The 12,587-nt window shown below is 64.8% G+C and carries 11 protein-coding genes; all 11 read left to right on the top strand.

Annotated features, from left to right (window positions below):
• The first annotated feature begins 93 nt into the window (after positions 1-93).
• The 11 genes from HD883_RS10155 to HD883_RS10110 all read left to right on the top strand — a co-directional run bounded on the left by HD883_RS10155 (position 94) and on the right by HD883_RS10110 (position 12,532).
• On the top strand, positions 94-1,110 hold the full coding sequence (locus tag HD883_RS10155) for a Bug family tripartite tricarboxylate transporter substrate binding protein (protein WP_179585883.1): 1,017 nt from the start codon (positions 94-96) through the stop codon (positions 1,108-1,110).
• Positions 1,111-1,241: 131 nt separating this feature from the next.
• Positions 1,242-2,759, top strand: coding sequence for an amidohydrolase (locus HD883_RS10150; RefSeq protein WP_179585885.1), 1,518 nt, complete (start codon positions 1,242-1,244; stop codon positions 2,757-2,759).
• Positions 2,760-2,892: 133 nt separating this feature from the next.
• Complete coding sequence (locus HD883_RS10145; protein ID WP_179585887.1) at positions 2,893-3,573, top strand: dienelactone hydrolase family protein; 681 nt, start codon at positions 2,893-2,895, stop codon at positions 3,571-3,573.
• Between the two features lie 443 nt (positions 3,574-4,016).
• Entirely contained in the window at positions 4,017-4,310 is a 294-nt protein-coding gene (locus tag HD883_RS10140) for a hypothetical protein (RefSeq protein WP_179585889.1), read from the top strand.
• 85 nt (positions 4,311-4,395) lie between these two features.
• A complete protein-coding gene (locus HD883_RS10135) occupies positions 4,396-4,797 on the top strand; it encodes a phage holin family protein (protein ID WP_179585891.1) in 402 nt (133 codons plus the stop codon).
• On the top strand, positions 4,763-5,521 hold the full coding sequence (locus tag HD883_RS10130; protein WP_179585893.1) for a hypothetical protein: 759 nt from the start codon (positions 4,763-4,765) through the stop codon (positions 5,519-5,521). The genes HD883_RS10135 and HD883_RS10130 overlap by 35 nt, the downstream gene beginning before the upstream one ends.
• A gap of 147 nt (positions 5,522-5,668) precedes the next feature.
• Positions 5,669-6,874: an MFS transporter gene (locus HD883_RS10125; RefSeq protein ID WP_179585895.1), complete on the top strand. Its 1,206-nt coding sequence runs from the start codon at positions 5,669-5,671 to the stop codon at positions 6,872-6,874.
• The gene (locus HD883_RS27685) at positions 6,871-6,999 is read left to right on the top strand and encodes a hypothetical protein (RefSeq protein ID WP_257022122.1); all 129 of its coding nucleotides are present in this window, start codon (positions 6,871-6,873) and stop codon (positions 6,997-6,999) included. Before HD883_RS10125 ends, HD883_RS27685 begins: the two co-directional genes overlap by 4 nt.
• Positions 7,000-7,151: 152 nt before the next feature.
• Positions 7,152-9,107: a DNA topoisomerase IV subunit B gene (locus HD883_RS10120; RefSeq protein WP_179585897.1), complete on the top strand. Its 1,956-nt coding sequence runs from the start codon at positions 7,152-7,154 to the stop codon at positions 9,105-9,107.
• 2 nt (positions 9,108-9,109) lie between these two features.
• On the top strand, positions 9,110-11,431 hold the full coding sequence (parC, locus tag HD883_RS10115; RefSeq protein WP_179585899.1) for a DNA topoisomerase IV subunit A: 2,322 nt from the start codon (positions 9,110-9,112) through the stop codon (positions 11,429-11,431).
• A gap of 3 nt (positions 11,432-11,434) precedes the next feature.
• Positions 11,435-12,532 carry an MBL fold metallo-hydrolase gene (locus HD883_RS10110; protein ID WP_179585901.1) on the top strand — a complete coding sequence of 366 codons (1,098 nt, stop codon included), beginning with the start codon at positions 11,435-11,437 and terminating at the stop codon, positions 12,530-12,532.
• The last annotated feature ends 55 nt before the right edge of the window (positions 12,533-12,587 follow it).

Genomic DNA, 12,587 nt, shown 5'->3' with positions numbered 1-12,587 from the left:
ACCCGCTAAGCCCCCTTTTTTGAGCACCACCCAAAAAAACAATGCCTTGACCGGCAGGGGCGACCTTTGCCCGCGATAACCACGGAGACACCCATGACCCTTGCTTCTTCACCCGCAGCGCGCACCCGGCGCCGCACGCTGCTTGCCCTGTCTGCCGCCCTTGGCCTGACCACGGTGGCCGCGCTCGTATCGACTGCCCATGGGGCAGACGCCTACCCGGCCAAACCGGTACGGCTGATCGTGCCATTCGCGCCGGGTGGCGCTGTCGATATCGTGGGCCGCCTGATGGCCCAGTCCCTGACCGAAAGCCTGGGCCAGGCCTTCATCGTCGAAAATCGCCCCGGCGCCGGGGGGCTGCTGGCCATGGAAGAAGTCGCCCGCGCCGCGCCCGACGGCTACACCCTGGCCGTGGGAGGCGCCGGCCCGCTCACCGTCAGCCCGTCGCTGTACCGCGATCGCAAGTTCGACCCGATCGCGCGCTTCGATCCGGTCATCTGGTACGCCAGCACCCCGGGGCTGCTGGTGACGAATCTGTCGCTCAAGGCCGACTCGGTCAAGGCCCTGGTCGCGCTGTCGGGCACGGTCGCGCAGCCCCTGGCGATGGGGTCGGCCGGCAGCGGCAGCATCAACCACCTCATGGGCGAATACTTCCAGCAAGTGGCGGGCGTGCGCTGGATGCACGTGCCGTATCGCGGCAGTTCGCCCGCACTGACCGACCTGATCGCTGGCAACGTGCAAGTCATGATGGACATCGTTCCCACCGCGGCGCCCCTGGTCAAAGCCGGCAAGCTGCGCGCCCTGGCCGTGACCACGCCCCAGCGGTCCGCCACCTTGCCCGACGTGCCAACCCTGGCCGAGCTGGGCTATACCGGCTTCGACGTCAGTTCCTGGCTGTCGCTCAACGCGCCCAAAGGCACCCCGCCGGCGGTCATCGCGCGGCTCAACCAGGCCTTGAACGAGGGCCTCAAGCAGCCCGAGGTCCGCAAGCGCATCACCGACATCGGCGCCGAACCCGAAGGCGGGCCACCCGACCGCGTCGCCGCCCGCCTCAAGCTCGACCTGCCACGGTGGAGCCAGCTCATCGACAAGGCGAAGATCGCCGTGGAGTAGGGCGCCGGATGGTGACCGCTGAATGGCGGCCACTGTGTCGCCAGCATTGTCACCGGTTCGACTTCCACGATAAGCTGACCCTTGCCTCACGCCTGGAGGCGAAACGCATGCATTCGTCTATCGGGGAAACTATGAACTACGCTGTGGTGCTATGCCGTGTGGCAACAATCGCCGCCACCGGCCTGCTGTTGGCCCAACCTGCCTTTGCCGATGAACGCAAAGACGAGGCATTCAGGATCATCGATCGCAACGCCGACACCGTCGCGCAGATCGGTGACGCCGTCTACGCCTATGCTGAACTCGGCATGCAGGAAGTCAAGAGCACCCAGCTGCTCAAAGACACGCTGGAAGCCGCCGGCTTTTCGGTCGAGATGGGCGGGGCAGGCATGCCGACCAACCTGTGGGCCAAGTGGGGAAGCGGCAAGCCGGTCATCGCGATCAGCACCGAGATCGACGCCTTGCCCGAAGGGTCGCAAACGCCCGGGTCCATCGCGCGCAAGCCGGTGGTGCCAGGCGCGCCTGGCCACATGGAAGGCCACAACACACATGCCGGCGTGGCCACCGCGGCCGCCTTCGCGGTCAAGACCATCATGGAACGGGACAAACTTCCGGGCACGCTCATCATCTCGTTCGGACCGGCCGAAGAGCAACTGATCAGCCGTCCCTTCCTGGTCCGCGCAGGCTACTTCAAGGACGTCGACGCGGCCTTCATCCTGCACATCGGCGACAACCTGTCCACGGGATACGGCCTGCAGAATTATGCGGCGATCAGCGCCAAGTTCACCTTCCACGGCAAGACCGCGCATGGCGCGAACAACCCCTGGGACGGCCGCGATGCGGTCGACGCCGTCGAACTGATGGACATCGGATTCGACAAGCTGCGCGAACACATGCGGCCCACCTACCGCGCCCATCGCACCATCACCATGGGCGGCATCCAGCCCAACATCATTGCCGACCTCGGACAGATCTGGTGGTACGTGCGCGACGCCAACGCCCCCGCCGCCAAGGAAAACTTCGACAGGTTGGTCAACGTCGGCAAAGGCGCCGCGATGATGACCGGCACCACCATGGACCCGCCCGAATTTGTGGCGTCGGCATGGCCCCAGCTCGGCAACAAGGTGCTGAGCGAACAGATCCGCAAGAACATGGAAATGGTCGGCCTGCCCACCTGGAGCGCCGAAGAAGTCGCGTTTGCGAAAGAACTTCAGAAGGCCAACAACAAGCCCGAGGTCGGCCTGGCCACGGCACTGCCCACCGTCACGGCACGGCCGCAAGGCACCGCGTCCAACGACAACGGCGACGTCACGTGGGTCGTGCCCACGGGCATGATGAACTTCCCGTCGAGCGTGCCGGGCATCGGCTACCACGCCTGGCCCGCGGCCATCACGCCCACCAGCACGATGGCGCACAAGGGCATGGTGACCGGCGCGAAGGTGCTGGCCGCCTCGTTGCTGGACGCCGTGACCACGCCCGCCCTGTTGCAGAACGCGCGCAAGGAGTTCACGGAGGCCACCAAGGAATCGCCTTACTTCACGCTGCTGCCCGCCGAAGCCAAGCCCCCGGTCGACATGAACAAGGCAACGATGGACCAGTTCGCGCCTGCGCTGAGCAAGACCTATCTGAGCGTGTCGCCGCGGTTCAAGTGAGGCGGGAAGGGAGGGCGGCGCCGTGCACAGCATCAGCCGCTTTCCAAAATGCGTCTGCAGGTGTAGCGTCTGGACGGTCGGACTTCAGCGATTCCGCGTGACGGCCGATTCGCCTTTGCCGGAGGCCGACGCCATGCGCATCTTCAAGCAATTGCTCATCGCCCTGACCGCACTGTTCGCATCGACTGCGATGGCGCAGATGCCGCAGGGCGAATACCTTGACGGGAAGAACGCCAAGGTCGCCGTGGTTCTGGCGCATGGCCAGGGCCTGGATGCCGATTCGCATGTGGTCGGTCCATTGCGTAAGGCCATACATAGCGAACTTGGGTATCACACCCTGTCGTTGCAGATGCCAACCCTCGCGGGCAACCGGTCGCCTGACACTTTCCAGCAGTACGCGTCGACCTTTCCAGATGCGTACACACGCATCCAGGCCGCGCTGGATTTCCTCAAGAACGAGAAAGGCGTGGAACGCATTTACCTGATGGGCTACAGCATGGGCGGGCGGATGACGTCGGCCTTCCTGGCGAACCATCCGGACTCGGGGGTGGTGGGATACCTCGGTGTCGGCCTTCTGGCCGGTGGCCCGGAGCCGCTGAACACCAACCTCAATTTGCGCAAGATCCGGATGCCCGTGCTCGATATTTATGCCGAGAACGATCGCGATGCCCAGTTTGCTGAGAACCGCAAGGCGATGGTGTCCGATCGGTTCGTTCAGGTTCCAATCGTTGGCGCGAAGCATGACTATCGCGGGTACGACCAGCAGATCGCCCAGGCCGTAAATACTTGGCTGACGAAACAGGAAACGAAATAACGTTGACCAGCGTCAGCCCGGCGCCCTGTGTGATCCCCCATTCATTACCTGACGTATCCCTCCTTGCCCCGCACTCGCCCGGGCACGACACTTGCGCTATCTCTCGTGATTTACCGAAGCAACTGGTTGACGATCCATGATCTTCCAACGCGCCGTTTCATTCGTGCTCGTACCCGCTGGTGTCGTCGTGGCCGCCTTTGCGCTGGCCCATTGGGACGCTGGCCGTACCCGCGACGTGGCGAATGACGACGACGCACGGCGGTCAGCTGGCCCATCCGTGGTGACCGTCAGGCCACCGCGGACAGACGCCCAGGACAGGGATCGCCGTGATCGGTCGCACAGCCAGTTGTCCCGGAATCGGGATCGGTCGGACCCTCCGAAGGTGGAGGACTGACCGCATCCCATTTTTACAAAACCACGAAGAACCACGGGAGCTATCTACCATGCTGACCAAGAAAGATGTCGATGCCATCGACGATATCCAGGCAGGCCGTAAAGAGGTTGACGACACCCATCTGGCCGACGCGGCCGAGCCGACGCCGGAAGAGCGACGGGCCGCGCAAGAGGTTGCTGCCGGCGACGACGGCAAGATGCATTTGGGGAAGAACTTCGGGGAAGCGCTGGTGGACATTCTGGTGCCGGGAGCAGGTAGCCATACAGGCGATTTCGCGCGTCCGACGGATCCGGCGGCGCCGACCGTGGTGACGCCGATCACGAGCGACACGGACAAGAAGTAAGGGCAGGGGGCCGGCCGTCAGGTTGGCGAATTCACGTGTGTAGTCTGGCGGGTCGGTCTCAAGCGGGCCCGTCGCGGGGGAAATTATGGTGTTACGTCAGATTGGCCGTTTCAAGTCGATCGCCCAGTTTGTCGGGGGGCGTGTCGGCCCTTACGGCGAGCTGCTCAAACTGGAACTGGCCTTGTATCGCCAGTCGTTGATCACCACCATCCTGGGTTATGTCGGGTTGGTGCTGTGTGCGCTGTTTGCCGCCACGTTCATTTCAGTCGCCATTCTGGTCACCTACTGGGACAGTACGTCCCGCACGGCGGTGGCCTGGTACCTGGCCGGTGGCTGGGTGCTGCTGGGGCTGGCGTCCTATCTGGTGGGCCGCATGACCTCGCCCAAGGGTGAGCCTTTCAACGAACTGCTCGAGCAGGTCCGCCTCGACGTAGATGCAATCCGGAGTTCCGATGAGCAAAATCAAGACCGAATCACGAAAAAATGAGCTCCTGCGGGAGATGAACGTCGAACGCACCCGCTTTGTTCGTGCGGGCGTGGTGAGGACGGAACATAGCCATCGGGCGCGCGGCGTCAGCTCGGCTGAAGGGGCGTTGCTCAACGCCTTGTTCTCGGTGGCGACGGGTGGCCGGTTTCCGGCCTTCCTGCGCAAACCGGTGCAGGGCTTTGCGCTGGCCTGGCTGAAGGGCCGCTTCGACAAGATCGTAGCGGGCAGCCTGCATCCGGCGCCGGCTCGTCCAAAGGCCGCGCTGTTCGGGGAAGCTCCGCCGCAGCCGGATGCTTCTGGCGCGCCCGTGCCGACGCAGGTGCAGTCCGTCAATGAATTGCGCAAGGCCAGCAATGCGCTGAACCTTGCCATTCAGGAAGGCACGACGGAAGAGATCCAGAAGTGCTCGGACGCCCTGAAGGCGCAGATCGCCATGACGCGCATCGCGCTCGACAACGCGAACGCCGGTATGACGACGCCGCCTGACCGGGCCGTCAGCTGGATGCTGCGGGCCGCGAATCAGCAGCCCTGGCTGGCCATTGGCGTGAGCCTGGTAGCGGGCTTTGGCGCTGCCACGGCGTGGTCGCAACTGAGCCGCTGGCAGAACGCTCAGCAGGCCAAGAAGGCTGAAGTGGCCTACCTGGAACTGGAGCGCGCGCACGCCAAGGTGCTGGAACAGCAACGCCGTTACCGCGGCAAGCTGCGTCGGCCCTTGTATTCCTGATGTGACCTGACCTGACGTGACCTGACCCGGTCACTATGGCCATAATGGCCCCGATCGTTGCACCGTGCTGGTGCCCCGATCGGGGCCGTTGCGCTATGATCGTCGGCTGCCAGTGCCATCTGGCGCCTGAATGTCGATCACCGTCCCATGCCGCACTCGTCTGCTTCCGGTTCGTCCGGCGCGTCATCCACCACCTCCCTTGTTCTGTGTGCCTCGCTGGTGCTGTTGCTGGCGATGGGCGTTCGCGCGACCTTCGGCCTCTTCATGCAGCCGATGGGGCTGGCGCATGGCTGGGGGCGCGACGTGTTTTCGCTGGCCTTTGCCATCCAGAACCTGATGTGGGGCGTGGCGGCGATCGGGGTCGGCATGGCGGCCGACAAATATGGCGCCGGCCGCACGATCGCGCTGTCGGCTGCCTTGTACTTCCTGGGTCTGCTCGGCACCCGCTATGCCGGCACCGAGCTGTCGCTGTATGCCAGCGCCGGGATATTGATGGGTCTTGGACAGGCGGGCACCACCTTTGCCGTGCTGTTGCCGGTGGTGGGGCGCGCCGTGCCGGCGTCCCAGCGCAGCGCGGCGCTCGGCCTGGTCAGTGCCGGCGGGTCGATGGGGCAGTTCGTCCTGGTGCCCGCCGGGCAATGGCTGATCGACACCCTGGACTGGACAGGCGCCTTATGGGTGATGGCGGCGTTGATGCTGCTTGCGATTCCGCTGGCGACGCGGCTGACCGGCCGGCCCGAGGCCACCGCGTCCGGCTTGTCGCTCGGCGGCGCCATCCGGCAGGCCGTCCGCCACCCATCCTTTCATCTGCTGTTCTGGAGCTACGCCGTGTGCGGGTTCCATACGGCGTTCCTGACGCTGCACTTGCCTGCCTACGCGGTCGACAGCGGCCTCAAGGCGTCGGATGGGGCGATGGCCCTGGCGCTGATCGGTCTGTTCAACATTCTGGGTTCCTACGGCGCGGGACGGCTGGGCGGCCACTTCAGCAAGAAGACCTTGCTGGCCGGCATGTACGGCGTCCGCGCGGCAGCCATTGCCTTGCTGCTCATCTTCCCGCTGACGCCGTGGCTGCTGGCGGTGTTCTCGTCGGTGATCGGCCTGGTCTGGCTGGGCACGGTGCCCTTGACGGTCGGGCTGGTCGGCCACATCTACGGCATGCGTTATGCCGCCACACTGAGCGGCATCGTGTTCCTGGGCCACCAGATCGGCAGTTTCGTCGGGGTGTGGCTGGGCGGCAAACTGTATGTCGCCACCGGCAGTTATGATGTCGTCTGGTGGATGGCGCTCGGGCTGGGTGTCATGGCTGCAGCGCTGTCCCTGCCCATCCGCGAACGCCCCCTGGCGGCCGCATGAGCACGGGGCGCATCCTTGCCTGGATGCTGCTGGCCGCCGTGCTGGCCCTGGCGTTCGCGGGCTATCAGCGCGCCGGACTCGTCATGAATTGGGAAACCCTGATGGCCCTGTGTGGGGTCCGGTAGTCCCGCGGCGTGTCCGTCTTGCCAGGACCGATTTGTCAAGCCGAATATGCGCCTTTTGGGCTGCCTAAAAACTGGGCGTCCCAGCAAGAGCCGCGTAAATAGGCGCTTCATCCTTAAAATAAACCGCATTTTCCACAGTAGCTGGGGATAACTTGGCGACTCGCTATAACGAAGCTTCAATCCGGGTGCTGAAGGGTCTTGAACCCGTCAAGCAGCGTCCGGGGATGTACACCCGAACCGAAAATCCCCTGCACATCGTGCAGGAGGTGATCGACAACTCCGCCGACGAAGCCCTGGGGGGCAACGGCAAACATATCCAGGTCACGGTCCACACCGATGGCAGCGTCACCGTCGAGGACGACGGCCGCGGCATTCCGGTCGGCATGCACCCCGACGAGGGCGCCCCGGTGGTCGAGATCGTGTTCACACGCCTGCACGCCGGCGGCAAGTTCGACAAGGCCGCGGGCGGCGCGTACGCGTTCTCGGGCGGCCTGCACGGCGTGGGCGTGTCCGTCACGAACGCCTTGTCCACCCGGCTCGAAGTGCTGGTGTGGCGCGATGGTGGCGCGCACCAATTGGTCTTCAGCGGCGGCGACGTGGTCGAACCGCTCGCCAAGATTCCCGATACCCGCAAAAAGACGGGCACGCGGGTGCGCTGCTGGCCGGATCCCAAGTACTTCGACAGCGCGGCCATTCCGATGGGCGAGCTGTCGCGTCTGCTGCGCAGCAAGGCCGTTCTGCTGCCGGGCGTCAAGGTCACGCTCAAGATCGAAAAGACCGGCGAATCGCAGACCTGGCTGTACGAGCAGGGCCTGCGCGGCTACCTGACCGAAACGCTGGGCGGCGCCGAATTGCTGATCCCGCTGTTCGAAGGCCAGCAGTACGCCAACCGCGACCACGAAACCTTTGCCGAAGGCGAGGGCGCGCAGTGGGTGGTGGCCTGGTCCGAAGATGGCAACGTGGTGCGCGAATCGTATGTGAACCTGATCCCGACGTCGGCCGGCGGCACGCACGAAGCCGGCCTGCGTGAAGGCCTGTTCACCGCGGTCAAGAGCTTTGTCGAGCTGCACAACCTGAGCCCGAAGGGCGTCAAGCTGTTGCCTGAAGACGTGTTCGCCCGCGCCAGCTTCGTGCTGTCGGCCAAGGTGCTGGACCCGCAGTTCCAGGGGCAGATCAAGGAACGGCTGAACAGCCGCGATGCGGTGCGTCTGGTGGCGGGCTTCTGCCGTCCGGCGCTCGAGCTTTGGCTGAACTCGCATGTCGACTACGGCAAGAAGCTGGCCGAACTGGTGATCCGCCAGGCTCAGACCCGCGTGAAGTCGGCGCAGAAGGTGGAAAAGCGCAAGAGCTCGGGCGTGGCGGTGTTGCCGGGCAAATTGACCGACTGCGAAAGCAGCGACGTCAGCCGCACCGAAGTCTTCCTGGTCGAGGGCGACTCCGCCGGTGGGTCGGCCAAGATGGGCCGCGACAAGGAATTCCAGGCGATCCTGCCCTTGCGCGGCAAGGTGCTGAACGCCTGGGAAGTGGACCGCGATCGTCTGTTCGCCAACAACGAAATTCACGACATTGCCGTGGCGATCGGTGTCGATCCGCATGGCGTGAATGACGATCCCGATGTATCGGGCCTGCGCTACGGCCGCATCTGCATCCTGTCGGACGCCGATGTGGACGGCTCGCACATCCAGGTGCTGCTGCTGACGCTGTTCTTCCGTCACTTTCCGAAGCTGGTCGAACGCGGCAACGTGTACATCGCGCGGCCGCCGCTGTTCCGGGTCGATGTGCCCGCCGCGGGCAAACGCCCCGCGCGCAAGATCTATTGCCTGGACGCGGGCGAGCTGACCGCGACCGAAGACAAGCTGCGCAAGGAAGGCGTGCGTGAAAACGCGTGGAGCATCAGCCGCTTCAAGGGCCTGGGCGAAATGAATCCCGAGCAGCTTTGGGAGACCACCATGAACCCCGACACGCGGCGCCTGTTGCCGGTCAGTGTCGGATCATCGGGCATGGAGGCCACGATCCAGATGTTCGATATGTTGATGGGCAAGACCGAAGCCGCGCAGCGTCGCTCCTGGCTGGAAGAAAAAGGCGATCTGGCCGAGGTGGATATTTAAGAATGACGGACACTCAGTTACCCCTGATCCCGACCCCGGGCGAGCCCGAGGTGCCGGGCGGTGAACATATTTCCCTGGCCTTGTATGCCGAGCAGGCTTACCTGGACTACGCGGTATCGGTCGTCAAAGGGCGCGCTCTGCCCGACGTCAGCGATGGCCAGAAGCCCGTGCAGCGGCGCATTCTGTACGCGATGGACGCGATGGGCCTCGGCCCGACGGCCAAGCCCGTCAAGTCGGCCCGCGTGGTCGGCGACGTGCTGGGCAAGTACCATCCGCATGGCGACCAGGCCGCGTACGACGCCATGGTCCGCATGGCGCAGGGCTTTTCGCTGCGCTATCCGCTGATCGATGGCCAGGGCAACTTCGGGTCACGCGACGGCGACGGCGCGGCGGCCATGCGATACACCGAAGCGCGGCTGACGCCGATCGCGCGTCTGCTGCTCGATGAACTCGACGAAGGCACGGTCGACTTCATTCCGAACTACGACGGGTCCTATCAGGAACCGAAGAACCTGCCGGCGCGGCTGCCGATGGTGCTGCTCAATGGCGCCTCGGGCATCGCGGTGGGCATGGCGACCGAAGTCCCGCCGCACAACCTGCGCGAGGTCGCGGCGGCTGCCGTTGCGCTGCTGAAAGATCCGAAGCTGTCCGACGAGGCGCTGTATACGCTGTTGCCGGGCCCCGATTTTCCCGGTGGCGGGCAGATCATCACGCCCGCGGCCGACATTGCGCAGATCTTCCGCACGGGCCGCGGCTCGCTGAAGGTGCGCGCACGCTGGACATTTGAAGAGATGGCGCGCGGCCAGTGGCAATTGGTCGTGACCGAATTGCCGCCGTCCACGTCGGGTCAGAAGGTATTGGAAGAGATCGAAGAACTCACCAATCCCAAGATCAAGGCCGGCAAGAAAACGCTGAGCCCCGAACAGCAGCAGACCAAGGCCACGATGCTGGGCCTGCTCGACGCCGTGCGCGACGAGTCGGGCAAGGAAGCCTCGGTGCGGCTGGTGTTCGAACCCAAGACGTCCAAGGTGGACCGCGACGACTTCGTGAACACGCTGCTGGCGAACACGTCGATGGAAAGCGGATCGTCGGTCAACCTGGTCATGGTCGGATCCGACGGACGGCCCCGCCAGAAGTCGATGCGCGAGATCCTGACCGAGTGGCTGGCGTTCCGCACGCATACGGTCACGCGGCGCACGCGCCATCGCCTCGACAAGGTGAAGGACCGCATCCATGTGCTCGAAGGGCGCATGGTGGTCTACCTGAACGTGGACGAAGTGATCCGCACGATCCGCGAATCCGATGAACCGCGTCCGGCGCTGATGGCGGCGTTTTCGCTGTCGGAACGCCAGGCCGAAGACATCCTGGAAATGCGCTTGCGTCAGCTGGCGCGCCTGGAAGGCTTCAAGATCGAACAGGAACTGAAGACGCTCAAGACCGATCAGGTCAAGCTCGAAGACCTGCTCGAAAACGCCGGCGCCATGAAGCGCCTGATCGTCAAGGAAATCGAAGCCGACGCGAAGCAGTATGGCGATGATCGCCGCACGCTGATCGAAGCCGCCGAACGTGCATCGGTTGAAGCGCGGGTGGTGGATGAACCCGTGACGGTGATCGTGTCGCAAAAGGGCTGGCTGCGGTCCCGCCAGGGCCATGGCCATGATTCGAGCCTGTACACCTTCAAGGCAGGTGACGCCTTGTATGGCGCCTTCGAATGCCGCACCACCGATTCGTTGATCGCGATTTCCAGCAGTGGCCGCGTGTATTCGGTGCCCGTGCTGGGCTTGCCGTCGGCACGTGGCGACGGCGTGCCGGTCACGACCATGATCGACCTGGAACCCGGGTCGCGCATCCTGCACATGATCGCGTCGGCGCCGTCCAGCCGCTGGCTGCTGGCGACCCGCAACGGCCTGGGCTTCATGACGCGCCTGTCTGATATGTCGACGCGTCAACGCGGCGGCAAGCAGTTCATGTCGCTGGACGAAGGCGACGAGCCGCAGCGTCCGGTGCCGGTGTTCGACGGCGCCACCCATGTCGCGTTGTTGACGGCCAAGGAACGCTTCCTGGTGTTTGGCCTGGAAGAAGTCAAGGTGCTGTCGTCGGGCGGTCGGGGCACGACCCTGATGGATCTGGACGCCAAGGATCCGCTGGCGCAGGTGGTGCCGATCGGTCCCGCCGGCCTGCGTATCGCGGGCGTCTACCGCAACAAGCCGTTCGAAGAAATCCTTAACGGAGCCGCCTTGGCGATCTACATCGGTAAACGTGCCCGCAAGGGCAAGGCGCTGTCGGGCCGCGCCAAGCAACCCGTGCTGTCACCGGTGCTGTAAGCCATGGCGTCCTTCCGATGGTGGGTGGTGGGCGCGGCGATCCTTGCGATCGCCGGATGTGCCAGGGACAATCCGTACTACGACGCGAACCTTGCGCATCACACGCCGTCGGGCTTCAAGAACAACTACCCGCATCGCACGCCCGGCACCACGGACCTGTGGCGCTGGCGCTTCGATCAGTGGCGCGACAATCTGCCGGCCGAGCCGAACGATCCCGCGTCGCTGGCCACCGTGCCGACGGATCCCGCCTGGATACGGCAGGCGTCCGACGACGTGCGTGCGACGTGGGTAGGCCATTCGACACTGCTGGTGCAGATCGGGCGGTTCAACCTGCTGACCGACCCGCAGTTTTCGGAACGTGCGTCGCCGGTGTCGTTTGCCGGCCCCAAACGCTTCCAGCTGCCCGGCGTCGCGCTGGCCGACCTGCCGCATATCGACGCGGTGGTGATCTCGCACAGCCATTACGATCACCTGGACCTGCCGACCGTGCGCGCGCTCGCCTTGCAGCCTGGCGGATCGCCCGTGTTCATGGTGCCGCTGGGCATTGATCTCTGGTTCCGCGACAACGTGCCGGCCGCCACCGACGTGCGGCCGCTGGACTGGTGGGGCAAGACCACCCTGGGTGACAAGACACTGACGCTGCTGCCCGTGCAGCACTGGGGCGCGCGGACCTTGTCCGATCGCAACCAGACGCTGTGGGGGGCGTGGTCCATCGACAGCGCGGCGCCGAAGTTCCGCTTCCTGTTCGGGGGCGACTTCGGTTATTCACGCGACCTGGCCGACATCGGACAGCGCGAAGCGCCGTTCGATCTGGCGGCGATTCCGGTCGGTGCGTATGCGCCGCGGTGGTTCATGACGCCGCAGCACGTCAATCCGGCCGAGGCAGTACAGGCGGCCCGCGACGTGCATGCACGCTCGTCCGTCGCGATCCATTGGGGTACGTTCAGCCTGACCGACGAACCGCTGGACCAGCCGCCCAAGGATCTTGCGCTGGCGCGTGATGCGGCGGGCATGCCGGCCGATGACTTCTTTGTGATGCGGCATGGCGAGTCGCGCGTGTGGAAGGATGGCAAGTGGGTGGTGCGCGCGCCGGGGTCCTGACCACACCCCTGTCATCCCTTACAGGCTGGCCGGTTTACGCCTCAAGTCGCGCAGG

Origin of the sequence: Pigmentiphaga litoralis, assembly GCF_013408655.1 — a bacterium.
Taxonomy (GTDB): domain Bacteria; phylum Pseudomonadota; class Gammaproteobacteria; order Burkholderiales; family Burkholderiaceae_B; genus Pigmentiphaga; species Pigmentiphaga litoralis_A.
This window is presented reverse-complemented; position numbering and strand designations above follow the sequence as displayed.

Excerpts from the sequence above, each read along its gene's own strand:
- HD883_RS10155 (WP_179585883.1), top strand. The coding sequence starts at position 94 with ATGACCCTTGCTTCTTCACCCGCAGCGCGCACCCGGCGCCGCACGCTG.
- HD883_RS10150 (WP_179585885.1), top strand. The coding sequence starts at position 1,242 with ATGAACTACGCTGTGGTGCTATGCCGTGTGGCAACAATCGCCGCCACC.
- HD883_RS10145 (WP_179585887.1), top strand. The coding sequence starts at position 2,893 with ATGCGCATCTTCAAGCAATTGCTCATCGCCCTGACCGCACTGTTCGCA.
- HD883_RS10140 (WP_179585889.1), top strand. The coding sequence starts at position 4,017 with ATGCTGACCAAGAAAGATGTCGATGCCATCGACGATATCCAGGCAGGC.
- HD883_RS10135 (WP_179585891.1), top strand. The coding sequence starts at position 4,396 with ATGGTGTTACGTCAGATTGGCCGTTTCAAGTCGATCGCCCAGTTTGTC.
- HD883_RS10130 (WP_179585893.1), top strand. The coding sequence starts at position 4,763 with ATGAGCAAAATCAAGACCGAATCACGAAAAAATGAGCTCCTGCGGGAG.
- HD883_RS10125 (WP_179585895.1), top strand. The coding sequence starts at position 5,669 with ATGCCGCACTCGTCTGCTTCCGGTTCGTCCGGCGCGTCATCCACCACC.
- HD883_RS27685 (WP_257022122.1), top strand. The coding sequence starts at position 6,871 with ATGAGCACGGGGCGCATCCTTGCCTGGATGCTGCTGGCCGCCGTGCTG.
- parC (WP_179585899.1), top strand. The coding sequence starts at position 9,110 with ATGACGGACACTCAGTTACCCCTGATCCCGACCCCGGGCGAGCCCGAG.
- HD883_RS10110 (WP_179585901.1), top strand. The coding sequence starts at position 11,435 with ATGGCGTCCTTCCGATGGTGGGTGGTGGGCGCGGCGATCCTTGCGATC.